This is a genomic window from Aquincola sp. J276 (assembly GCF_024700035.1).
Taxonomy (GTDB): Bacteria; Pseudomonadota; Gammaproteobacteria; order Burkholderiales; family Burkholderiaceae_C; genus Aquincola; species Aquincola tertiaricarbonis.
Window position 1 is genome coordinate 1,474,915 of record NZ_JAJONC010000001.1, and the last position, 23,308, is coordinate 1,498,222.

General features: G+C 72.2%; 20 protein-coding genes and 2 pseudogenes. 18 read left to right on the forward strand and 4 right to left on the reverse strand.

Annotated features, from left to right (window positions below):
* Positions 1-16 precede the first annotated feature (16 nt).
* From LRS14_RS06735 to LRS14_RS30630, 10 genes and pseudogenes are all read left to right on the forward strand, one after another.
* Positions 17-1,354: a tetratricopeptide repeat protein gene (locus LRS14_RS06735; RefSeq protein ID WP_257799036.1), complete on the forward strand. Its 1,338-nt coding sequence runs from the start codon at positions 17-19 to the stop codon at positions 1,352-1,354.
* A gap of 19 nt (positions 1,355-1,373) precedes the next feature.
* A pseudogene (locus tag LRS14_RS30620) lies at positions 1,374-1,550 on the forward strand (contractile injection system protein, VgrG/Pvc8 family); the annotation flags it as partial.
* Between the two features lie 25 nt (positions 1,551-1,575).
* Positions 1,576-3,399 (forward strand): type VI secretion system Vgr family protein, encoded by a 1,824-nt coding sequence (locus LRS14_RS06740; protein WP_257799037.1) that lies wholly within the window; start codon positions 1,576-1,578, stop codon positions 3,397-3,399.
* A gap of 27 nt (positions 3,400-3,426) precedes the next feature.
* Positions 3,427-4,614 (forward strand): DUF6861 domain-containing protein, encoded by a 1,188-nt coding sequence (locus tag LRS14_RS30625; protein WP_404977537.1) that lies wholly within the window; start codon positions 3,427-3,429, stop codon positions 4,612-4,614.
* Positions 4,615-4,708: 94 nt separating this feature from the next.
* Positions 4,709-5,167 (forward strand): lipopolysaccharide assembly protein LapB, encoded by a 459-nt coding sequence (locus tag LRS14_RS06750; protein WP_257799038.1) that lies wholly within the window; start codon positions 4,709-4,711, stop codon positions 5,165-5,167.
* Positions 5,164-5,598 carry a hypothetical protein gene (locus tag LRS14_RS06755; RefSeq protein ID WP_257799039.1) on the forward strand — a complete coding sequence of 145 codons (435 nt, stop codon included), beginning with the start codon at positions 5,164-5,166 and terminating at the stop codon, positions 5,596-5,598. The genes LRS14_RS06750 and LRS14_RS06755 overlap by 4 nt, the downstream gene beginning before the upstream one ends.
* Before the next feature lie 267 nt (positions 5,599-5,865).
* Positions 5,866-6,045, forward strand: a complete 180-nt coding sequence (locus LRS14_RS06760; protein ID WP_257799040.1) for a hypothetical protein — start codon at positions 5,866-5,868, stop codon at positions 6,043-6,045.
* A gap of 29 nt (positions 6,046-6,074) precedes the next feature.
* Positions 6,075-7,745 carry a hypothetical protein gene (locus tag LRS14_RS06765; RefSeq protein ID WP_257799041.1) on the forward strand — a complete coding sequence of 557 codons (1,671 nt, stop codon included), beginning with the start codon at positions 6,075-6,077 and terminating at the stop codon, positions 7,743-7,745.
* Positions 7,745-8,536, forward strand: coding sequence for a hypothetical protein (locus tag LRS14_RS06770; protein ID WP_257799042.1), 792 nt, complete (start codon positions 7,745-7,747; stop codon positions 8,534-8,536). The genes LRS14_RS06765 and LRS14_RS06770 overlap by 1 nt, the downstream gene beginning before the upstream one ends.
* Before the next feature lie 62 nt (positions 8,537-8,598).
* A pseudogene (locus tag LRS14_RS30630) lies at positions 8,599-8,865 on the forward strand (FHA domain-containing protein); the annotation flags it as partial.
* 299 nt (positions 8,866-9,164) lie between these two features.
* Here LRS14_RS30630 and LRS14_RS06775 read toward each other — a convergent pair.
* Positions 9,165-9,692 carry a hypothetical protein gene (locus LRS14_RS06775; RefSeq protein WP_257799043.1) on the reverse strand — a complete coding sequence of 176 codons (528 nt, stop codon included), beginning with the start codon at positions 9,690-9,692 and terminating at the stop codon, positions 9,165-9,167.
* On the opposite strand from LRS14_RS06775, the gene tagH reads away from it, so the two are divergent.
* The 3 genes from tagH to LRS14_RS06790 are packed head-to-tail and all read left to right on the forward strand — an operon-like array spanning position 9,677 to position 11,491.
* Positions 9,677-10,300 carry a type VI secretion system-associated FHA domain protein TagH gene (tagH, locus tag LRS14_RS06780; RefSeq protein ID WP_257800427.1) on the forward strand — a complete coding sequence of 208 codons (624 nt, stop codon included), beginning with the start codon at positions 9,677-9,679 and terminating at the stop codon, positions 10,298-10,300. The genes LRS14_RS06775 and tagH overlap by 16 nt on opposite strands.
* Before the next feature lie 28 nt (positions 10,301-10,328).
* A complete protein-coding gene (locus LRS14_RS06785) occupies positions 10,329-11,090 on the forward strand; it encodes a PP2C family serine/threonine-protein phosphatase (RefSeq protein ID WP_083440933.1) in 762 nt (253 codons plus the stop codon).
* Positions 11,091-11,104: 14 nt separating this feature from the next.
* Positions 11,105-11,491, forward strand: a complete 387-nt coding sequence (locus tag LRS14_RS06790; protein ID WP_046115853.1) for a DUF4280 domain-containing protein — start codon at positions 11,105-11,107, stop codon at positions 11,489-11,491.
* Between the two features lie 4 nt (positions 11,492-11,495).
* On the opposite strand, the gene LRS14_RS06795 is transcribed toward LRS14_RS06790, so the two are convergent.
* A complete protein-coding gene (locus tag LRS14_RS06795) occupies positions 11,496-12,053 on the reverse strand; it encodes an OmpA family protein (protein ID WP_232315552.1) in 558 nt (185 codons plus the stop codon).
* Positions 12,054-12,310: 257 nt separating this feature from the next.
* On the opposite strand from LRS14_RS06795, the gene tssK reads away from it, so the two are divergent.
* From tssK to LRS14_RS30220, 5 genes are read left to right on the forward strand one after another with little or no spacing between them, the layout of a single operon-like run.
* On the forward strand, positions 12,311-13,648 hold the full coding sequence (gene tssK / locus LRS14_RS06800) for a type VI secretion system baseplate subunit TssK (RefSeq protein WP_257799044.1): 1,338 nt from the start codon (positions 12,311-12,313) through the stop codon (positions 13,646-13,648).
* A gap of 34 nt (positions 13,649-13,682) precedes the next feature.
* The gene (locus tag LRS14_RS06805; protein WP_257799045.1) at positions 13,683-14,999 is read left to right on the forward strand and encodes a DotU family type VI secretion system protein; all 1,317 of its coding nucleotides are present in this window, start codon (positions 13,683-13,685) and stop codon (positions 14,997-14,999) included.
* A gap of 21 nt (positions 15,000-15,020) precedes the next feature.
* The gene (gene tssM, locus LRS14_RS06810; RefSeq protein ID WP_257799046.1) at positions 15,021-18,551 is read left to right on the forward strand and encodes a type VI secretion system membrane subunit TssM; all 3,531 of its coding nucleotides are present in this window, start codon (positions 15,021-15,023) and stop codon (positions 18,549-18,551) included.
* Positions 18,552-18,556: 5 nt separating this feature from the next.
* The gene (gene tagF / locus LRS14_RS06815) at positions 18,557-19,276 is read left to right on the forward strand and encodes a type VI secretion system-associated protein TagF (protein ID WP_257799047.1); all 720 of its coding nucleotides are present in this window, start codon (positions 18,557-18,559) and stop codon (positions 19,274-19,276) included.
* A complete protein-coding gene (locus LRS14_RS30220) occupies positions 19,273-21,183 on the forward strand; it encodes a serine/threonine-protein kinase (RefSeq protein WP_310740809.1) in 1,911 nt (636 codons plus the stop codon). Before tagF ends, LRS14_RS30220 begins: the two co-directional genes overlap by 4 nt.
* Here LRS14_RS30220 and LRS14_RS06830 read toward each other — a convergent pair.
* The gene (locus tag LRS14_RS06830) at positions 21,176-21,712 is read right to left on the reverse strand and encodes a chorismate lyase (RefSeq protein ID WP_257799048.1); all 537 of its coding nucleotides are present in this window, start codon (positions 21,710-21,712) and stop codon (positions 21,176-21,178) included. The two genes, LRS14_RS30220 and LRS14_RS06830, sit on opposite strands and share 8 nt — an antisense overlap.
* On the reverse strand, positions 21,709-23,229 hold the full coding sequence (locus LRS14_RS06835; protein WP_257799049.1) for a CoA-acylating methylmalonate-semialdehyde dehydrogenase: 1,521 nt from the start codon (positions 23,227-23,229) through the stop codon (positions 21,709-21,711). Before LRS14_RS06835 ends, LRS14_RS06830 begins: the two co-directional genes overlap by 4 nt.
* Between the last annotated feature and the right edge of the window lie 79 nt (positions 23,230-23,308).

A 23,308-nucleotide genomic window follows, 5' to 3' on the forward strand; every position in this document is an offset into this window, starting at 1 on the left:
TGCGGAAGCTGCCGGCATGCAACGCCCCCCAGCCCCTGCGCCCCAGGCCGAAGTGACCTTCGACGAGGCGCTGCGCATGGCCATCGGCCTGCACCGCGACGGCCGCTGGGAAGGGGCCGAGAAGCTCTACCGCCGGCTGCTGGCCTTCCAGCCTGGCGATGCCAACACCATGCACTTCCTGGGCATGCTGCTGCACCAGCGCGGCCAGCGGGCCGAGGCGCTGCCGCTGCTGCAGGAGTCGGTGCGGCTGGACCCGACGGTGGCGGCCTGGCAGAACAACCTGGGCAATGCGCTGCTGGACGCCGGCCGCGGCCAGGAGGCGGCCGACGCCTACGAGCGCAGCTTCGACCTCGACCCCGGCAACCTCGACGTGCTGAACAACCTGGGCTGCATGCTGATGCGGCTCAGGCGCTTCGACGAGGCCGAGGCCTCGCTGCGCACCGTGCTCGAGCGCAACGCCGACTACGCCGACGCGCACTTCAACCTGGCTTCGCTGCTGTCGCGCGTGGGCCGGCTGCCCGAGGCCTATGTGCACTTCGCGCGGACGCTGGAACTCAAGCCGCAGGACACGCGCTCGCGGCGGCTGCTGGGCATCGTCTATGCGCAGGCCGGCCGGCTGGCCGAGGCGGCCGGCGTGTTCCGCGAATGGCTGGCGGTGGAGCCCGACAGCGTGCAGGCCCGCCACCACCTGGCGGCCGTCACCGGCGACGGCGTGCCCGAGCGGGCGCCCAACGACTACGTGGTCGACGTGTTCGACAGCTTCGCCGGCAGCTTCGACGAGCGGCTCACCGCGCTGGAGTACCGCGCGCCGCAGCTGGTGGGCGATGCGCTGGCCGAGGCGCTGGGCGCCCCGCCGGCCAAGCCCACGCTGGACGTGCTGGATGCCGGCTGCGGCACCGGCCTGTGCGCACAGCATCTGCGGCCCTATGCCCGTCGGCTGGTGGGCGTGGACCTGTCGCCCGGCATGCTGGCGCAGGCTCGCCTGCGCGGCGGTTATGACAGTCTGCAGGCCGCCGAGCTCACCGCCTGGCTAGCCGCCCATCCGTCGGCCTTCCACGTCATCGTCTCGGCCGACACGCTGTGTTATTTCGGCCGGCTGGACGAGGTGCTGGCCGCGGCCGCACGCAGCCTGCGGCCCGGTGGCCTGCTGGTGTTCACGGTGGAGGCGCGCAGCGCCGGCGCCGACCACCTGCTGGAGCCGCACGGCCGCTACAGCCACACGCAGGACTATGTGCAGCGCAGCCTGGCGGCTGCCGGCCTGGCGCATGTGCAGCTCGCCTCGGTGGCGCTGCGCAAGGAAGCCGGCCAGCAGGTGGCGGGCTGGCTGGTGACCTCCCGGAGACAAGATGCCTGAAGCCAGCGCCACGCCGCTGATGACGCTCACCACGCCACTGGGCGAGGACGTGCTGCGGGTGCGCAGCCTGTCCGCCCACGAGGAACTGGGCCGTCCATTCGAGTTCCACGTCGCCGCGCTGGCGGACGATCCCTCGGTGGACCTGGACAGCCTGCTGGGCCAGCCGGCACACGTCACGCTGCGGCTGGCGGACGATGGCGCGCGGCACTTCCACTGGCGTGGTGGCGTCGACGGGCATCGACGGCGTGGCTGGCAGGCTGCTGGCGGCGCGGCTGGTGCTGCGGCCGTGGCTGTGGCTGCTGACGCGGCGGGCGGACACGCGCATCTTCCAGGGCAAGACGGCGCAGCAGATCCTGGCCGACGTGTTCAGCGCCTATGTGCACAGCGTGCGCTTCGACCTCGGCACCACGCTGCCCACCTACGAGTACTGCGTGCAGTACCGCGAGTCGGACTTCAACTTCGTCAGCCGGCTGATGGAGCAGGAAGGCCTGTACTACTTCTTCGAGCACACCGAGGCCAACCACACGCTGGTGATCGTGGATGCGATGTCCGCGCACACGCCCTACCCCGGCCACGAGACCGTGCCCTTCCGTGAATCGCTGGACGGCATGCTGGAGCTGGAAGCCATCACCGAATGGCGCAGCAGCCTGGAGGTGCACACCGGCAAGGTGGTGCTGGACGACTACAACTTCACCACGCCCGACACCTCGCTGCAGGCCCAGGCCACCGGCAACGGCACCGGGGCCGACGGCGCGCTGGAACACTACGACCCGCCGGGCGACTACCAGGCCAGCGCCGACGGCGACCGCTATGCCGCGCTGCGGCTGGACGAGCTGGCTGCCGCCGCGGTACGCAAGTCGGGCTCGGGCAATGTGCGCGGCCTGGCCACCGGCAGCCGCTTCACGCTGCAAGACCATCCCCGCGATGCCGAGAACGCCGAGCATGTGCTGGTGTCCACCCGCATCGACGCCGGCTTCACCGACCAGGAATCCGGCCAGGCCTCGTCCTGGTTCCGCTGCAGCTTCACCGCCGTGCCCGGCAGCACGGTATACCGGCCGCCGCGCATCACGCCCAAGCCCACGGTGCCGGGGCCGCAGACGGCGGTGGTGGTGGGCACCTCGGGCGAAGAGATCGACACCGACGAGCATGGCCGCGTGAAGCTGCATTTCCACTGGGACCGGCTGGACCAGCGGAACGAGAACAGCTCGTGCTGGGTGCGGGTGTCGCATCCGATGGCGGGCAAGGGCTTCGGGATGATCGCGCTGCCGCGCATCGGGCAGGAGGTGGTGGTCGACTTCATCGAGGGCGACCCCGACCGGCCGCTGGTCACCGGCCGCGTCTACAACGCCACGCAGACGGTGCCCTATGCGCTGCCGGCCAACAAGACCGTGTCCACCGTGCGCAGCATGTCGACCACCGGCGGCGCGGTGTCCAACTTCAACGAGCTGCGCTTCGAGGACAAGAAGGACAACGAATACGTGTGGTTCCAGGCCGAGAAGGACTTCTACCAGTACGTGAAGAACGACAAGGCCGTCTGGGTGGGCAACGACGAGTTCCGCATCGTCACCAACGACCAGAAGGAAGAGATCAAGAACGACGTGCAGCGCAAGATCGGCAACCACCGCAAGGAAAGCGTGGGCGGCGACCAGAGCCTGGACATCACCGGCAAGAGCGCCAACCAGGTGGGCGGCGCCTACGGCCTGAAGGTCACCGGCGACCTGGTGCTGGAGTCGGCGGCGGCGGTGTCGGCCAAGTCGGGCGCGGACATGGTGCAGAAGGTGGGCGCCAACCTGGGCGTGGAGGCCGCGGCCAACGTACACATCAAGGGCGGTGCCAACGTGGTGATCGAGGCGGGCGCCATGCTCACGCTGAAGTGCGGCGGCGGCTCGGTGGTCATCGGCCCGGCCAACGTGGCCATCACCGGCGCCATGGTGCTCATCAACTCTGGCGGCGGTCCCGGCGCCGGCAACGGCGCGAGCCCCAAGACGCCCGAGGCCATCCAGGCACCCGAGGCGCCCGAGGCCCCCACCGATCCGCTGGCCTGATGCACCCGGCCCGCCGCGGCGCCTGAGATGGCCCAGTACCGCCTTGCCGGCCCCACCTGCGGCGCGCAGCAGACGCTGTTCACGCAGGACGGCACCCTGCAGCGCGCACCCGCTGCGCTGCCCGGCGCGCTGGTGGCGGTGCAGGCCGGCGCCGCCAGCGGGCTCGATCCGCTGGTGCTGTGGCGCCGCGCCGCCTGCGTGCAGGAGGCCGCCGCGCTCGGCGCCCGCGAGGCACCGGCCGCCATCCTGCGCGAGACCGGCTACCAGCTGCAGTCATTGATCGAAGGTCTGCTGCCCGGCCTGCTGATGATGATGGCGGTGGTCGGCGCCTCCGCCGCGCTGGGTGGCGCCATCGGCGCCGCGGTGGGCGCGCTGGCCGGTGGCGTGGGCGCGGTGCCCGGTGCGGCGGCCGGTGCCACGCTGGGCACCGACGTGGGCATCGCGGTGCTGGCGTGGCTGGGCCTGGGCTTCCTGGCGGCGGCCATCGGCCGCGGGCTGGGCGAGGTCAGCGGCATGGTGATGCAGGCGGTGCGCCTGGCCTGGGACGCGCACGGCACGCCGCGCCGCGATGCCGACGTGCAGGCCGCCGGCCGGCTGATGGCCGATGCAGTGGCGCGGCTGATGATGCTGATCCTGATGGCCATCGTGGCGCGGCTGACGATGGGCCAGGCCACCGGCGCCAGCGCACGCGCGGCCGGCTCGGCCGACGAGCTCATCGCCGCGCTGCGCAGCAGCCGCCTGGGCGCCGGCTTCGCCGACTGGGTGGCGGCCAATGCGCAGTCGCTGCTGCGCAACCCGCGGCTGCGCCCGCAAAGCGGCGGCAGCGGCGGCGCGGCGGGTGGCAGCGCGACCAGCACACCTTCCCAGTTGCGCCCGGCGGCACCGCCCCCGCCCGCGCCGGCGCCCACGCCGGCCCCCCGCCGCGGCCGGCCGGCCGCAAAGCGCGCGCACGCGCTACATGGGTCGCACGCCGGGCAAGGACTCGGCCACCGGCCGGCAGGTGCAGGCCCGCATGCGGACCGACGGCACGCTGCGCGACAACCTGATCACCGGCAAGCCGGAGATCCTGGCCAGCGACGGCAGCTGGCAACCGCTGGCCAAGGCCGACATGACGCATGTGGCCGGCAAGGACGCGGTCACGCAATGGAACCAGCACCTGCGCCAGTTCGGCGCCAAGTCGCCGGAGGTGCGCGAGTTCATGCTGAACCCCGATAACTACACTCTGGACTACTACCGGCTCAATCGCTCGGCGGGTGCCGTGCTGGGCCAGACCGAGCGCTACCTGCCGCCGTTGAAGTGAAGCCCGCCGATGACCTCATCCCCCGCACCCATCCCCTTGTCCGACGCCGCCTTGCAGGCCCTGCAAACCCATGCCAGCCAAGGCCGTGCGGCCTGGGCCGCCGGCGACCTGCCACAGGCCGAGGCAGAGTTCCTGGCCGCCTGGGCGTTGATCCCGGAGCCCAAGCCCGCACACGGCCATGCGCAGTCGATGGCGTCGGGACTGGTGGCGTTCTTCATGCAAACCCGGCAGTTCGACAAGGCCGCCCTCTGGCTCGAACGCATGCGCGAGGCCTACGGCCCCGGGCCCGATGCTTCGGAAGCTGATTTCATCGGCGCCGCACTGGCCTACGAAACCGGTGACCTCGACACTGCCTTCCAGGGCTTCCAGGCGCTGTACAAGCGCTTCAAGCGCCGGCCCTTCCAGGACGAGGACCCGAAGTACCTGAAGTTCTACCTGCAGCGCGCCGGCGGCGCATCCAAGCCATGAACTCGCTGCCCGATGCCCTGCATCAGCGGATCGAAGTCCTGTCGGAACAAGGCAACCAGCACTTCGACGCCGGCCGGCAGGCGGCCGCCATCTCGGCCTGGCAGGCTGCGCTCGAACTGCTGCCGCCCCCGGCGGTGCAATGGGAGGCCTGGACCTGGCTGCAGACCGCCATTGGCGACGCCTATTTCCAGCTGGGCAACTTCGCGGCCGCGCGTGCCGCGCTGCTCGACGCACTCAACGGCCCCGGCGCGCAGGAGAACCCCTTCGTGCACTACCGGCTGGGCCAGGCCAGCAGCCGCCTGGGCCAGGAGGCCGACGCACGCGAGCACCTGCTGCGCGCTTACATGCTGGATGGCGAAGACATCTTTCACGCCGAGCCCGGCGGCGAAGGCTGGCTCGGCCTGCTGCGCCAGGCCGGCCTGGTGGATTGACGCCACGCAGCCACCCGTGACCACACAGTCGCTCATCGGTGTGCTCGGGGGCCACACGCTGCTGTTGCTGGGCATGCCTTCGCAGGTCGAAGCCTTCTTCCAGGCCGTGGCCACGCCCGGGTTGCGGTGGCCCGCGCAAGTGCCGCCCGAGCTCGTGACCGCCCGCCTCTACCGCCGCTATCTCCAGGTGGACCAGTTGCCGGGCGCATGTGCCGCCTTCGGCGCGCTGAGCCCCAGCCGGGGCAGCTGCCTGCCGGTGCGGCTCTTGTGCCGCTGCTGCAGCAACTCGACGAGGCCGCGCACGCCGCAGCCGCGTTCCATGCCGAGTTCGGCATCGACCAGCCGCTGCGCCTCGTGCGTGCCGACATGCCGGCCTTCATGCTCGACAAGAAGCGGCCGCTGGCCGACTACGACGCGCTGCAGGGCGCGCCGTTCTGGAGGCGTTGACGGTCGCCATGCCCGGTACACCACGCGCCATGCCTGCATCCGACGCCTTCGAGCGCATCGCGGCCCACTGGCCCGCCGTGGCCGAGCGGCTGGGCGAGCGGCGCGAGGCCTTCCTGACCACGGCTGCGCAGCATGCGGCGCGGCATGGCCTGGCCGATGCGTTGTCGCAGCAGCGTTACCTCAACCTGAGCTTCGCCTTCGGCCCGGGCTTCGAGACCCGGCCGCAGTATGAATGGGCGCTGGCACTGCTGGCCGACGAGCGCCTGCTGCCGCAGGTCAAGCTGCACCAGCTGCTGCACCGCGCACAGGCCGAACTGCAGCGCAGCGGCGGCGACGCGGCGGCGCTGGTGCGTGCCGACGGCGCGCTGCTCGACGCGGCCGATGCACACGCGCGCAGCCAGGACGCCGATGCCGTACCGCTGCCGCGCACCGCCTGCGACATCGAGGCGATCGACCTGCGTGTGCTCGATACCGAGTGGCGCCACGAATACTGCCTGCTCGACGGCCAGTGGCAGCGCGTGCCCGGCCCGCCCGCGCCTCCGGCCCTGCGCATCGACGCCACGCAGCTGGCGCCATCGGTGCTGGCAGTGCTCACGCATGCCGCACAGCAGGGCCCGCTGGCCCGGCTGCAGGTGCGCCAGGCGCTGCATGCCGGCTGCGGGGAGCGGCATCCGGCCGTGCGCTGGCTGGGTGCCGAAGGCCTGGCACACCGGCAGGGCCACGAGGCCCGCGCCGCGAGCTGGCCGGTGATGGCAATGCCGCCGCAGCCGCCCGCCACCGGCCTGGGCCTGGCGCTGGCCGAAGAGGTGTCTCCCGCCGTGTGCCTGCTGCAGCTGCCCACCTGCGGGCTGCGCGACACGGGCGTGCCGTTGGGTCCGCAGCAGGCGCAGGTGTGGGCCTATCCCGCCGACCAGTGGCTGTTCGCGCTGCAGCGCGAGGCCGCGCCGGAGGCCGCCTGGCCCGCACCGGCCGGCCATGCCGCACCGCCCGCCGCCACCGGCCCGGCCACCCGCTGCCACATCGAGCGCGACGGCTTCGCCCTCGATGCGCGGGCATGGACCGCCGGCTTCGACCAGGCGCTTGCCGCGGCCTGGCGTCAGGGCCTGGACAGCCTCTTCACCCATTGGCAGCGCAGCGCCGAAGCGGCCACGATGCGCGCCACGCCCGGCCTGCTCACCGGCCGCGCCGCGCTCACCTGGGGCTGGCGCGAAGGCCCCGGCGGGCTGGCGGGCGAAGCGCTGCTGCGCGTGGCGGGCGAGCTGGACCTGGCCTGCAGCCTAGCCCTGTCGCTGGAGGGCGAGATCGACCTGGGCGGCAGCCGCGCGCGCGTGGCGCTGCAGGCCGAAGGCCAGGCCCCGCTGCAGCGCACGCTGCTGCGCGACACGTTGCGCCCCGGCCTGCTGGACACGGTGCTGCCGCTGTCGATGGAACTGCGCCTGCCCTGGCAACTGAGCCTCGACCCCATCGCCCATGACGACGGCCTGGTGTGGCGCGAGGCCGGCCCCTGCAGCGGCGCCCTGGTGCTGCAGGCCGGCCTGCGGCCGCGGCAATCCGGCGGCAGCGGCTGGCAATGGTTCGTGCGCGCCTCGCTGGAGCCGGTGCTGGCACCGGTGACGCTGCACGACCCCCTGCTGGGCCACACGCGGCGCCAACTGGCGCTGCTGCCCGCATTGCTGCTGCTGGACTGGAGCCTGGGCTGATGGAACGCCTGCTGCTGCTGCGGCTGCGCTCGGTGGGCTGTGCCGCCGAAGCGCGCATCAACGACATCCCGGTGGTCCGCACGCCGGCCAGCGGCGGCCAGGTGAATGTGCCGGTGCATGAATACCTGCTGTCGGGCACCAATCAGCTGACGTTGCTGCTCGACCCGCGCGCGCCCGGCCTGCCGGCCGCGCCGCGGCTGGCCGCGCAGGGTCTGGCAGCCCAGGCGCGGCTGCTGCTGCCGCGCATCGGCCAGCCCGGCAGCGAACTGAGCGCCCGCACGCTGGCCGAGCTGGAACTGGGCGTGCTCGAGGGCGAGATCTACACCGCCCCGCTGGCCGCCCAGCGCAGCACCGAGCTGCCGATCAGCTTTCCGCGCTGGCGCTGGCTCGACCTGCCGCCGGTGGCCGATGCCGCCGCGGTGCAGCCGCTGGTGGCGGCCTTCGTGCAGGGCCTGGCGGTGTCGCTGGCCAAGGGCGATCCCGAGCCCTTCATGCAGGCCGCGCGCCTGCGCTTCGAGGAGCTGGCGGTGGCCTACCAGAAGCCGGTGGCCGAGCTGGCCGCGCGCTGGCGCGCCCGCATCCAGATGCTGTATGCCACCAAGGCGCTGCGCATGGTGCTGCCGGCACCAACCGAGCTGCAGCTGCGACCCTGCGCCGGCGGCCGGCTGCTGGAGTGCGTGGACGCTGCCGGCCAGCCCATCCTGCGCACCGAAGCCGGGCCCGACGGCAGCAGCCACGCCTGGCCGCTGCGGGTGGGCGTGGTGGAAGGCCATTGCCACGTCATGCGCTGACGCACCGCAACACGGACCGCTATGCTTGCAACGTCTGTTTACCCGCCCTGCCGTCGTCAGCCATGATCGTCCTCACCGTCCAGAGCTTCAACGGCCAACCCACGGCCGCGCTCTCCGCGACCTTTGACGAACTGGGCGGCACCGTCGGCCGGGCCGACAACAACCAATTGGTGCTGCCCGACCCCGACCGCTCCATCTCCCGCGTGCATGCACAGGTGGTGTTCCGGCATGGCGCCTTCGCGCTGGTGGACCGCGGCAGCAACCCGGTGCTGGTCAATGGCACGCCGCTGGGCAACGGCCGCGAGGCGCCGTTGAAGCAGGGCGACACGCTGCAGATCGGCGGCTACCTGATCGGCGTCAGCCTGGGCCAGCAGACCACCGCCAAGGACCTGTTCGCCGACCTCTTCGGCGACGCCGGCGCCAAGGCCCCGGCCGCACCGCCGCGCCCGCCGCCGCCGCTGTTCACCCAGTCCTTCGGACCCACGCCAGTGGCCGCGCCGCCGGCGCCCGCGGCCGGCGCGGCCAGCGTGATCCCCGACGATTGGGATCCGTTCGCGCCCTCACCGGCGCCGGCCTCCGTTGCCACGCCTTTCGGCGCGCAGCCACCGGTGGCGGGCGGCTCCAGCCCCTACATCCCCGACCTGCCGCTGCAGGCCCCCTCGGCCAGCAACTCGCTGGATGCGCTGTTCAATCTCGGCGGCAGCGGTACCGACCCCTTCGCCGGCTCGCCGCTGGCCGCGCCGCTGGCCGGCCCCAACACCGCGGCCGATGCCGACCCCTTGCGCGCGCTGGGCCTGCAGGCCACGCCGGTCGCGCCCAGCGCTTCCGACCATGTGTCCGACCTGAACACGCCGTGGATGGCGCCACCCCTGCGCGAAGCCGTGCCGCCCGCGCCGGCCATGGCGCCGCCGGTGGTGCCGGCACCCGCGCCGCTGCCCCCGCCGGCGCTGCCGCCGGGTGCGGTGCTGTCCTGGGACCAGCCTTCGCGCGAGACCAAGGTCGTCACCCTGCCCGGCGTGCGCCGCGTGCCGCCGCCGGAGCCACCGGCCCCGAGCCCTGCACCCGCACCGACGCTCGAGGCCGGCTGGATGGCCGAGGCCGATCCGCGGACGATGATCCGCCCGCCATCGGCCCCGCGGGCTGCGGCCGTGGGCACGACGCCGGCGCCCGCGCCCGACGAGCTGCTGGCCGCGCTGGCCGAGGGGCCTGGGCCTGCCGGCGGCCGAGCTGCGCGGGCTGGACGCCGACCAGCTGCGCCGCGTGGGCGCGCTGCTGCGCGAGTCCACCCGCGGCGCGGTGGAGCTGCTGGTGGCCCGCGCCGCCATCAAGCGCGAGATGCGCGCCGACGTCACGCTGATGGCCGCGCGCGAGAACAACCCGCTGAAGTTCTCGCCCAATGTGGAGGTGGCGCTCAAGCACCTGCTGGGCGCGCCCACGCCCGGCTTCATGGGCCCCACCGAGGCCATGCGCGATGCCTTCGACGACCTGCGTGCGCACCAGCTGGGCGTGATGGCCGGCATGCGCGCCGCGCTCGAGGGCGTGCTGCAGCGCTTCGACCCCGCGGTGCTGGAAGCCAAGATCAGCAAGCGCTCGGGCCTGGCCGGCCTGCTGCCCTCGGGCCGCAAGGCGCAGCTGTGGGAGCAGTTCCAGCAGCTCTATTCGCAGTTGTCGGCCGAGGCCGCCGACGACTTCCAGGAGCTGTTCGGCAAGGCCTTCCGCAAGGCCTATGAAGCGCACATCGATCAGCTGCAACAGGACGAGTGACCCTCGTTCCACTTGAGGAGAGCCCGCGATGCTGGCGTTGGAAGTCGCCCTGCTTTCCGAGATGGGGGGCCGCAAGGCCAACGAGGATGCCTGTGGCCACTGGCATTCGGTGGACGAGCTGTGCTGCGTGCTGGCCGATGGCGCCGGCGGCCATGGCGGCGGCGGCGTGGCCGCGCGGCTGGTGGTCGAACGCATGCTGCAGGGCTTTGCCGCCCGGCCCACCACAGGCGCGCGCCAGCTCACCGACCTGGTGTTCGACACCAACCGCGCGGTGATCGAGGCGCGCACGCCGCACACCGAGCGGGCCAACATGTTCAGCACCGTGGTCGGCCTGGTGATCGACTTCGTGCGCCACCGGGTGCACTGGGCCCATGCCGGCGACTCACGGCTGTACTGGTTCCGTGGCGGCCGGCTGCATGCCCGCACGCGCGACCACAGCCTGGTGCAGTCGCTGGTGGATGCCGGCCTGCTGCCCGCCGACCAGGCCCGCCATCATCCGCAGCGCAGCGAGCTGCGCTCGGCGTTGGGCACCGCCTCCGACGTGCTGGAGGTCAGCGACAGCGGCGAGCCGCACGAGGTGCTTCCCGGCGACGTGTTCCTGCTGTGCACCGACGGGTTGTGGGAGCACGTGCCAGATGCCACGCTGGAGGCCACGCTGCTGACCGCCGGCACCCCCACCGCCTGGCTGGCCGCGCTGGAGCGCGTGGTGACCGAAGCCACGCGGCAGAAGGCCAGCCATGACAACTTCACCGCGCTGACGGTGTGGACCGCCGCTGCCGCGGCCGACTGAGCAAAGGACACCGCATGCCGAACCAGACCTGCATGGGCGGACTGCTGAAGTGCAGCTTCGGCATGGCGCCGAGCAGCCTCATGCCCACGCCGAAGACGGTGATGACCAGCAACATGGTGGCGGCCAACATCCTGGACCATGTGCCGATGACCAACGTGATGCCGTTCGGCATGTGCCAGTCGCCGTCCAATCCGACGGTGGCCGCGGCCACGGCAGCCGCGCTGGGCGTGCTCACGCCCATGCCCTGCGTGCCGGCCACGCCGGCGCCCTGGGTGCCGGGCGCACCCACGGTGATGCTGTGCAATGCGCCGGCGCTGGACGACACCAGCAAGCTGATGTGCATCTGGGGCGGCGTGATCGAGTTCGTGCAGGCCGGGCAGGCGACCCACCAGATTCCCTGATCCCTCAGGGCTTGGCGCCGATGCGGCCGATCTCCACGCGGCGGTTCTCGGCCGCGAAGGGGTCGCTGCTGATCTTGGGCGTGGTGGCGCCCAGTCCCACGGCTTCCAGCATGGCAGGGTCGGCGCCCTTGTCCACCAGGTAGGTCTTGACGGCTTCGGCCCGGCGCTCGGACAGCGCCTTGTTCGCCTCGGCCGTGCCGGAGGCATCGGCATGGCCCTCGATGCGCACGGTGCGGCCGGTGCCCTTCTTGCCGCGCAGCACGTCGGCGAACACGTCGAGCTGCCGGCGCAGCATCTCGGGCAGCTCGGCCGAGCCCACCTTGAACGAAGCCGCGGGCAGCGAATAGCGCACCGCCGGCTTGAAGCCCATGCACTTGAAGCCCGCGGCCTCCAGCTCCTTGCAGGCATCTTCCGGGAACAGGCCTTCCTTCACCGCCTCCGCATCGGGCACCTGGTTGCCGATGTCCAGCGCATCGGCGGCATTGGCCTGCAGCAAGGTCACCAGGCACACGACGACGGCCGCGCTACGGCCGGCGTGCAACACAGTGGGCGAGCGTTTCATGTCGATTCCCCAACGAGCATTCATGCGGCAGACCGCGCCGCACCGAAGGCAAATGATAGTCGGCCAGCGTTGCGCAGCATCCCACGCAGGAGGGAATCAGGACGCCTTTTCCTATCGCGCAAAGCGTGACGCTGCAAGCATCGGCGTGTATCGTTGCCACCTCGTTTTGCGGGGCTGACACGCATGTGGGGTGCGCCGGTTCCGCCGGCTCCGGCTGCCACCGGCCGCCGCTGGCCCAGCACACAACCAAAACATCCATGACCTGGCACAACAAGGTGATGTGGACGGAGGGCATGTTCCTCCAGCCCCAGCATTTCCAGCAGCAGGACCGACACACCGCCCGACTCGTCGATGCCCGTGTCAATGCCGTGGTACCGCACTACTGGGGCTTCACCACCCTGGCCCTGGACGACGCCGCCTTGCTGCAGGGCAAGCTGGCCCTGACCAGCGCCAGCGGCGTGCTGCCCGACGGCACGCCCTTCCACATTCCTTCGCACGACGCCGCGCCGCCCGCGCTCGACGTGCCTGCCGACGCCCGCGACGAGCCGGTGCTGCTGGTGGCCGCGATGGCCCGCCCCGGCGTGGCCGAGAGCGACGTGGAGGACGCCACGCCCACCATGCCGCCGCGCTACCTGGCCAGCGACGTGGAAGTGGCCGACAGCCATGCGGTGAGCCTGCGCCAGGCGCCGCTGCAGATCGGACGCCTGAACCTGCGGCTGATGCTGGCGCGCGATGCGAACGAAGGCTTCACCCAGCTGGGCGCCGCCCGCATCGTCGAGCGCCGGGCCGATGGCCGCGTGGTGCTGGATGCGCAGTACGTGCCGCCGATGCTGCACGTGGCCGCGCATCCGGTGCTGGAGAGCTACCAGCGCGAGGTGCTGGGCATGGTGCGCCAGCGCAGCGAAGCCCTGGCCGCACGGCTGGCGCAACCCGGCCGCGCCGGCGTGGGCGAGATCGCCGACTTCGTCTTCCTGCAGGCGCTCAACCGCACCGAGCCGCTGCTGGCCCACCTGCCGCAGCTGCCGGCGCTGCCGCCCGAGCGGCTGTACACGGTGCTGCTGCAGCTGGCCGGCGAGCTGTCCACCTTCCGCGACCGCAAGCGCCCGATCGACTACCCGCCCTACCGCCATGACGACCTGGCGCCGTGCTTCCGCGCGGTGATGGGTGACCTGCGGCAATCGCTGTCGATGGTGCTGGAGCAGACCGCCATCCCGATCGAGCTGCAGGAGCGCCAGCACGGCGTGCGCGTGGCCATCATTGCGGACGTCGACTTGCAGCGGCGTGCGCAATTCGTGCTGGCCGTCAATGCGCAGATGCCGAGCGAAGCCCTGCGGGCGCGCTTCCCGTCGCAGGTGAAGATCGGCCCGGCCGAACGCATCCGCGACCTGGTGAACCTGGCGCTGCCGGGCGTGGCCGTCAAGCCGATGCCGGTGGCGCCGCGGCAGATCCCCTACCACGGCGGCTTCAGCTACTTCGAGCTGGAGACCCGCGGCAGCGAGCTGTGGCAGCAGCTGGAACGCTCCGCCGGCCTGGCCATGCATGTGTCGGGCGACTTCCCCGGCATCGAGTTCGAGTTCTGGGCGATCCGGCCATGACGGCCCGGCGCACCGACCAGCGGGACATTGAGCGATGAGCGACCAGGATCCGTTCTCGGCCTTCGAGTCCGACCGCACCGTCATCAAGCCCAGCGCCGGCCGCGGCATGCGGCCCGGTGCCGCCGCACCCGGCCAGCCCGCGGCCATGCCGGGCGCCGCGCCCGCGCTTGAAGCCGCGCCGCTGCCCGAGCTGCCCGGCGTGGCCGGCTTCAACCCGCTGCTGCAGGCGGCCTCGCCGCTGCTGGGCACGGCGGCGCGGCTGCGCACCATGCCGCACCATCCCAATCCGGCCGCATTGCGCGCGGCGCTGGCCGAAGGCGTCAAGCAGTTCGAGGCCACGACGCGTGCGCAGGGCCTGCCCAACGAGCAGGTGATCGCCGGCCGCTACGTGCTGTGCACCTTCATCGACGAATGCGCCAGCAGCACGCCCTGGGGCGGCTCGGGCGCCTGGGGCTCGCAGAGCCTGCTGGTGCTGTTCCACAACGAGGTGTCGGGCGGCGAGAAGGTGTTCCAGCTGATGGGCAAGCTGGCCGAGAACGTGCCCGCCAACCGCAACCTGCTGGAGCTGATGTACATGGCGCTGGCCCTTGGCTTCGAGGGCCGCTACCGCGTGATCGACAACGGCCGCGCGCAGCTGGAAACCGTGCGCGAGCGGCTGGCGCAGATGCTGAAGCAGGCCACGCCCGCGGTGGACAAGGAGCTGTCGCCCGCCTGGGCCGGCGTGCGCGCCGCGGGCCAGCGGCTGCGCGACGGCATCCCGGTGTGGGTGGTGGCGGCCGTCACGGCGCTGGTGCTCATGCTGGTGTTCATCGCGCTGCGCATGGCCATCAATGCCCGCACCGATCCCACCTTCGAGGCGCTGCAGTCGCTCGACGTGAAGGCGCCGCCGCCCGCGCCGCCGCCGGTGCCGGCGCCCCAGCCACGCCTGGCCGGGCTGCTGGCACCCGACATCCAGGCCGGCCTGGTGGAGGTGCGCGACTATGCCGACCGCTCGGTCATCGTGATCCGCGGCGACGGCTTCTTCGAGCCCGCCAGCGCCGACGTGGCTGACCGCGTCAAGCCGCTGCTGGGCCGCATCGCCGCCGCGCTCAAGCCGCTGCCCGGCCCGGTGCTGGTCACCGGTCACAGCGACAACCAGCCCATCCGCTCGGTGCGTTATCCGTCGAACTGGCACCTCTCGCAGGAGCGGGCCGACAGCGTGAAGGCGCTGCTGGCCGCCACGCTGCCGGCCGAACGGCTGCGCGCCGAGGGCCGTGCCGACAGCGAGCCGGTGGACGGCAACGACACGCCCGCCGGCCGCGCCAAGAACCGCCGGGTCGAGATCACGCTGGCTTCGCCGCCGCAAAGCTGAAGCCTGCCGGAGCCACAGTCCATGAAACGTGTGTTGAACGTATTGCTGGGCCCTGCCGTGCTCGGCAGCCTGGCGGTGCTGGCGCTGAGCGCCATCGTCTGGTGGCTGGGACCGCTGCTGGCCTTCGGTGCCGATGCGGCAGGCCAGGTGTCGCGGCCGCTGGGCAGCGCGATGGCGCGCGCGGTCGTCATCGTGCTGATGTGGCTGCTGTGGCTGGGCCGCCTGGGCTGGCTGGCCTGGCGCCGCAGGCAGGCCAATGCCGCGCTGCTGCAGGGCATCGCGCCGGGCCCCAGCGCCAGCGACCAGGAAGCGCAGGTGCTGGACCAGCGCTTCCGCGAGGCGGTGGCCAGGCTGAAGGCCGGCGGCCGGGGTCGCCGCTGGCTCAGCGGAACGGACGCGCTGTACGAGCTGCCCTGGTACGTCTTCGTCGGCGCGCCGGGCTCGGGCAAGACCACGGCGCTGCTGCATGCCGGGCTGGACTTCATCGGCGCCGACAGCCAGCAGGGCGCGGCCGTCAAGGGCGTGGGCGGCACCCGCCACTGCGACTGGTGGTTCACCGCCGATGCGGTGCTGATCGACACCGCCGGCCGCTACGCCACGCAGGAATCCGACCGCCAGGTCGATGCCTCGGCCTGGGACAACTTCCTCGGCCTGCTGCGCAAGTCGCGGCCGCGCCGGCCGATCAACGGCGTGCTGCTGACCGTCAACGTGCAGGACCTGCTGCAGCAGGGCGCGACCGAACGGCAGGAGCATGCGGCCGCGCTGCGCGCCCGGCTGCAGGAGCTGCAGACCAAGCTGGGCGTGCGCCCGCCGGTCTACGTGATGGTGACCAAGGCCGACCTGATCGCCGGCTTCATGGAGAGCTTCGACGCGCTGGGCAAGGAAGAGCGCGAGCAGGTCTGGGGCTTCACCTTCCCGCACGGCGCGCAGCCTGCCGAGAACCCGCTGGCCGACTTCGATGCGCAGTTCCGCGCGCTGGAAGAGCGCCTGTCGGCCGGGCTGATCGGCCGCCTGCAGGCCGAGCGCGACGTGGGCAAGCGGGCCGCGATGTTCGCCTTCCCGCAGGAATTTGCGAGCCTGAAGCCGGTGCTGGCCGGCTTCCTGCAGCAGGTGTTCGGCCCCGCGCCGGCGCTGCAGGATAGGGTCGACCTGCGCGGCGTGTACTTCACCAGCGGCACGCAGGAAGGCACGCCGATCGACCGCGTGATGGGGCTGCTGTCGCGCTCCTTCGGGCTGGAGCGCCGGGGTGCGGCCACGCTGGCCGGTGCGCGCGGCAAGAGCTTCTTCCTGAAGCGGCTGCTGCAGGACGTGGTGTTCCCGGAGGCGCACCTGGTCTCGGCCAATCCGCAGGCCGAGCGGCGGCGCTTCGCGCTGCGCATGGCCGGCTTCGCCACCGTGGCCGTGGCCGGCACTGCGCTGGCCGTGGGCTGGGCGGTGAGCTATGTGCGCAACCAGGCCTACGACGCCGAAGTGGCCGCCAGGCTGCCGGCGCTGCAGCAGGCGGTGGACGCACTGCCGCCGGCCACCAGCGCCGACCCCGCGCCGATCGCGCCGGCGCTTACGGCGGTGCGTAATGCCGCGCAGAGTGAACGTTTCTCGCTCGACGATCCGCCGCTGCTGGACACCCTGGGCCTGTACCAGGGCGACAAGCTGGATGCCGGCGCCCGCCTGGGCTACCGCCGACTGCTGGAACATGCGCTGCTGCCGCGCGTGGCCCAGCGGCTGGAAGAGCGCCTGCGCGCGGCGAACAAGGACAACCTGGAGCAGGCCTACGAGGCGCTCAAGGCCTACCTGATGCTCTACACGCCCGACCAGTTCGACGCACCCACGCTCAAGGCCTGGATCGGCATCGACTGGGATGCGCAGTTCCGCAACCTGCCGCCCGAGCAGCGGGCCGCGCTCGATGCCCACCTGGATGCGCTGCTGGCCCAGGGCGCGCCGCAGAGCGCGCGGCCGATCGACACCGCGCTGGTGACCAGCGTGCGCGACATGCTGGCCTCCTTCCCCATCGAGTACCGCATCTACAGCCGGCTCAAGCGGCGCTTCCGCGGCGAGCTGCCGGAGTTCTCGGTGGCCGCCAAGGCCGGCCCGCAGGCCGACAAGGTGTTCGAGCGGGCCAGCGGCGAGCCGCTGTCGCGCGGCGTGCCGGGCTTCTATACGCGCCAGGGCTATGTGCAGGCCTTCCAGGGCAGCGTGGGCCTGTCGGCCGCGCAGCTCCAGGCCGAGGAGCAATGGGTGTTCGGCCGCAAGGCCAGCGCCGGCCAGGCCGCCAATGCCCTGCTGGGCAATGAGCTCACCGACCGCGTGCGGCGCCTGTACCTGCAGGACTACATCAAGGCCTGGGACGCGTACCTGGCCGACGTGCGGCTGGTCAAGCTCACGAGCCTGGAGCGCAGCATGGAAGTCGCGCGGCTGCTGTCGGGCGTCGATTCGCCGCTGAAGCTCTACCTCGCCGCCGTGGCGCAGGAGACCACGCTGGTGCCCCCTGCCGCGGCGCCGGGTGCGCTGGACAAGGCCGCCCAGGCCGCCAACCAGGCCAAGGCCGACCTCGCCAAGCTGGCCGGCGGCGGGCCCGCCGTGGCGCCGTCGGCCGGGCCGGTCGAGAAGATGGTGGACGACCATTTCGCCAGCATCCGCCGCCAGGTGCAGGGCCAGCCGGCGCCCATCGACGACACGGTGAAGGCCTTCGGCGAGGTGTTCGCACAGCTGCAGGCCATCGACGCGGCGCAGAAGAGCAAGTCGCCGCCGCCGCCGGCCGGTGGCGGCGCCGCCAAGCTGGTGGCCGCGCAGCAGCCGGAGCCGGTGCGCTCGATGCTCGAACAGCTGGCCGACGTGAGCGCCAAGCAAGGCCGAGTGGCCGAGCGCGACGTGATGACCGGCGACCTGAAGCCGATCTTCGACTTCTGCACCCGCGCGGTGGCCAACCGCTACCCGTTCGCGCCCAGCTCGCGGGCCGACGTGCTGCCAGAGGACTTCGGCCAGCTCTTCGCGCCCGGCGGCCTGCTCGACGAGTTCTACAACCGCCGGCTGGCCGCGCTGGTCGACACCAGCGGCGCCACCTGGACCTACAAGCCGCTGGCCGATGGCACCCGCCCCGCTGCGCCCGCGGCACTGGCCGATTTCCAGCGTGCGTCGCGCATCAAGGAAGCCTTCTTCCGCGGCGGCGGGCGCACGCCGGGCTTCAAGCTCGACCTGCGCGCGGCCGAGCTCGGCACGCTGCAGGAGGTCACGCTCGACATCGACGGCCAGGTCGTCAAGTTCACCCCCGGCGCGGCCACCGCCGCCACCGTGAGCTGGCCCAGCCAGCGGGTCGCCTCCACCGTCAGGCTCAGCAGCACGCCGGGCGCGGCGCCGCTGGTGTTCGAAGGGCCGTGGGCGCTGTTCCGGCTGTTCGACCGCTTCGAGGTGCAGCCCTCGGCCCAGCCCGAGAAATTCAGCGTGCTGATGACGCTGGAAGGCCAGCGCGTGCGCTTCGACGTCACCGCCAACAGCGTGCTGAACCCCTTCCGGCTGCGCGAGATCCAGCAGTTCCGCTGCCCGGGCGCCTTGTGAGCGCGGTGCAGGCACCCGCCGCCGGTTGGCACGGCAAGCTGCCGACGCTGGGCGACTTCGCCAGCCGCCGGCTGCCGCCGGCCTTCGTGCAGCGCTGGGACGAATGGCTGTCGGCCGGCCTGGCCGGCCTGCAGCAGCAGCCGGGTTGGCTGGACGGCTACCTCGCCAGCCCGAGCTGGCGCTTCCTGCTGATGCCCGGCGTGATGGACGAGCAGCCCTGGGCCGGCGTGCTGATGCCCTCGGTGGACCGCGTCGGCCGCTACTACCCGTTGACGATCGCGCAGCCCCTGCCCGCCCTGCCTTCGGAGGCCGACGCGATGGAAGCGTTGTGGGCCTGGCTGCTGCGCATCGACGAGGCCGCGGCCGATGCGCTGCACGAGGACTGGACCATCGACGCGCTGGAAGCCGAGTTGCAGCGCATCGGCACACCGCCGTGGACAGGCGGCCCGCCGCCGCTGCTCGCAGCGCCCGCCGCCGGCGGGGTGCAGCGCCTGGCGCTCGGTGGCCATCGCCATGGGGCGGCGCGCGTGGCCGCCGACTGGCTGTCCGCGGGCCTGATGCAGGCCCGCGGCGCCGCCTACTGGTATGCCGAAGCGGACCTGGCCACGCCGCAGCTGCTGCGCTCCGAAGGCCTGGCCACCGCCGGCCTGCCCGGGCTGCTGTTCGGCGGCCTGCCGCAGCCGCTGGCGGACAATGGCCCGGCCAACGCAGACGCATCACGATGAGTTCCACTGACGACGACGACGATCGCACCCTCATCCGGCCACCGGTGCCGCCTGCCGCCGGGTCCGCGCCCGCCGACGCGCCGACACCCGCAGCCGCTGCGGCCGACGATGAGCGCACCGTCTTCGCACCGTCGCCTTTGCTGGGCACCGACGAGCCGCCCCCGCGCCCGCCTGCGACCTCGCCCGACGACAACGGCAACGCCTTGCCGGTGGGCACCCGCCTCGGCGAATTCGAGCTGACGCGGGTGCTGGGCGAAGGCGGCTTCGGCATCGTCTACCTGGCGCAGGACCACTCGCTGCACCGCCGCGTCGCGCTGAAGGAGTACATGCCTTCGGCGCTGGCGGCGCGCAAGGGCGGCACGCAGGTGTCGGTCAAGAGCGAGCGCCACCGCGAGACCTTCGAGGCCGGCCTGAAGAGCTTCGTCAACGAGGCCCGGCTGCTGGCCCAGTTCGATCACCCGTCGCTGGTGAAGGTCTACCGCTTCTGGGAAGCCAACGGCACCGCGTACATGGTGATGCCCTTCTACGAGGGCATGACGCTGAAGGACAAGCTGCGCGAGATGGGCGCCGCGCCCGACGAAGCCTGGCTGCGCGGCCTGCTGGCGCCGCTGACCGAGGCGCTGGCCGTCATCCATGCGGAGCATTGCTACCACCGCGACATCGCGCCCGACAACATCATCCTGCTGGCCGGCAGCGGCAAGCCGCTGCTGCTGGACTTCGGCGCCGCCCGCCGCGTGATCGGCGACATGACGCAGGCGCTGACCGTCATCCTCAAGCCCGGCTATGCGCCGCTGGAGCAGTACGCCGAGGTGCCCAGCATGAAGCAGGGACCGTGGACCGACGTCTATGCGCTGGCCGCGGTGGTGTATTTCGCCATCCAGGGCCGCACGCCACCGGTGTCGGTCGGCCGCATGATGGGCGACAGCTACCAGCCGCTGACGGAGGCCGCACGCGGCCTCTACAGCGGAACCTTCCTGGCCGCGGTCGACCGGGCGTTGAAGGTGCGGCCCGAAGACCGCACGCCGAGCATCGAAGCCTTCCGCGCCGACATGGGCCTGGGCCCCGGCGGCGCGCCGGACGTGCAGACGGTCTTGCAGGGCGAGGCACCACCGCCGCCGGCCGTGACCGGCACGCCGGCTTCGGCCGCAGGGCGCGCCGCCGCCGCCGGTGGGGCGACGACGGCCGGCGGCCGCTCGGGCCGGTGGATCGGCATCGGCGCCGGCGTGCTGGTGCTTGGCGGTGTGGGCGCGTTCTTCGCGCTGACCCCCGGCAAGCCGCCGCCCGCGCCGCCGGTGGTGGCGACGGCACCTGCGCCGGCACCCACGCCGTCTCCGGCGCCGGCGCCCCTGCCCGCCCCGGCGCCTGCGCCCGCACCAATCCCCGCGCCGAACCTGCCCTTTACCGTCGACGGTGAACTCGACCGCATCGTGCAGGCGCAGACGCCGGGTTTCAGCGTGGAAGCGTCCTCTGCACGACCGCAGCTGCGCATCGGCCGCGACCGGCTGCGCTACAGCGTCACCTCGTCGCGCGACGGCTACGTCTACACGCTGGTCAAGGGCCCCGACGGCTCGCTGGTGCTGCTGCATCCCAACACGATGGCCCGGGCCAATCGCATCAGCGCGGGCAAGCCGCTCACGCTGCCGCCGGCGGACGCGGCCATCGAGACCTCGGAGCCCGCCGGGCGCGAGGACTTCGTCGTCATCGTGTCCGCCGTGCCACGCAGCTTCGACCACCTGCGCGGCAAGCGCGATACCTTCCTGTTCCTGCCCACCGGCGCCGACGCGGCCGCCCTGGCCGCCGCCCACACCGGCCCCGGCTCCACCTTCGCCGGCCGCCCCGGCCCGTGCGAAGGCGACGCCTGCACCGCCTACGGCGCAGTGCGCTTCAGCGTCGACGTGGTCAGGTAAGCCCGCGCACCGGCGCGGAGATGCCGGGCACGAAGGCCTCGAACACCCGCAGCGGCGCCTCGCCGCGCGAGAACACCGAGCTGCGCCCGGCCACCACCGGCCCGGGCCAGCGGCCGCCCGCCACCTGCTGCCAGGCGTCGCTGGCCCGCTGATGCCACGGGCTCCCGCGCCCGTGCCACTCCGCCACCAGCGGCGTGCGGCGCACCGACCGATCGACGAACAGCAGCGCCGCCAACGGTCGCTGGCCCAGGCCCACCAGGGCCTTCCACGGCCCGTGCAGCGCGCTGTGCGGCGCCACGCTGCGCGCCCACACCACCGGCGCATCACCCACGTGCAGCACCACCTCGCGCACCAGGCAGCGGGTGCCGGGCGGCACGCCCAGGTCGGACGCCTCACCGGGCAGCAACGGCGCCACCGCCTGCAGCAACCGCTGCACGCGCACTTCACCGCCCCACGCAAAAAGCCGCTGGGTCAGCGAGCCCGGGGCCCGCTGCCAGCGGCGTACCGACCGCCTTGCCGCCGGCGTCACTTCGAGGTCGGCATCACGAACTCCGCGCCCTTGGGCGTGCTGGCCGGCCAGCGCTGCATGATCGACTTCTGCCTGGTATAGAAGCGCACGCCTTCCTCGCCATAGGCATGCATGTCGCCGAACAGGCTGCGCTTCCAGCCGCCGAAACCGTGCCAGGCCATCGGCACCGGGATCGGCACGTTGATGCCGACCATGCCCACCTGGATGCGCCGTGCGAACTCCCGCGCCACGTTGCCGTCGCGGGTGTAGCAGGCCACGCCGTTGCCGAACTCGTGGTCGTTGACCAGCTGCACCGCCTCGGCGAAGTCCTTCGCGCGCACGCAGGCCAGCACCGGGCCGAAGATCTCTTCCTTGTAGATGCGCATCGCCGGCGTCACGTGGTCGAACAGCGTGCCGCCGGTGAAGAAGCCTTCTTCGTGCCCCGCCACCTGGTGGCCACGGCCGTCGACCACCAGCTGCGCGCCCTCTTCCACGCCCAGCGCGATGTAGCCCTCGATGCGCTCCAGCGCCTGGCGGGTGACGATCGGGCCCATCTCGGCGTCGAGCTCCATGCCGTTCTTGATCTTCAGCGCCCTGGCGCGCTCGGCCAGCAGCGGCACGATCTGGTCGGCCACGTCGCCCACCAGCACCGCCACGCTGATGGCCATGCAGCGCTCGCCGGCCGAGCCGTACGCCGCGCCGATCAGCGCATCCACCGTCTGCTCGATGTCGGCGTCGGGCATCACCACCATGTGGTTCTTGGCACCGCCCAGCGCCTGCACCCGCTTGCCGTGGTGGGCGCCGGTCTCGTAGATGTACTGCGCGATCGGCGTGGAGCCGACGAAGCTCAGCGCCTTCACGTCCGGGTGGGTCAGCAGCGCATCCACGACCGTCTTGTCACCCTGCACCACGTTGAACACGCCGTCGGGCAGGCCCGCCTGCTTCAGCAGCTCGGCCATGAACAGGCTGGGCGATGGATCGCGCTCGCTGGGCTTCAGGATGAAGGTGTTGCCGCAGGCCAGCGCCACCGGAAACATCCAGGCCGGCACCATGCACGGGAAGTTGAACGGCGTGATGCCGGCCACCACGCCCAGCGGCTGGCGCAACGTCCAGTTGTCGATGCCGGTGGACACCTGGTCGGTGAAGTCGCCTTTCAGCAGCTGCGGAATGCCGCAGGCGAATTCCACGATCTCGATGCCGCGCGTGACCTCGCCTTGCGCATCGGTGAACACCTTGCCGTGCTCGGCGGTGATCATCGCCGCCAAGGTGTCGCGGTGCTGGTTCATCAGCGCCAGGAAGTTGTTCATCACGCGGGCGCGGCGTATCGGCGGCGTGTCGGCCCAGGCCGGAAAGGCGGCGCTGGCCGCGGCCACCGCGGCGTTCACGTCGTCCACGCTGCCCAGCAGCACCTGCCGCGCCACCTGACCCGTGGCGGGGTTGTAGACGGCCTGGCTGCGGCCGCCACTGCCGGCGCTCGGCTGGCCGCCAATCCAATGGCCGACGTCGGTGGTACGGGTGAAGGCTTCGGGTGCGCCCATGGTGTCTCCAGCTGCTGATGCGGTGATGCAAGGCCGCGAGTCTAGAAGCCGCGCAGCGCAATGCACAGCCATGGCATGT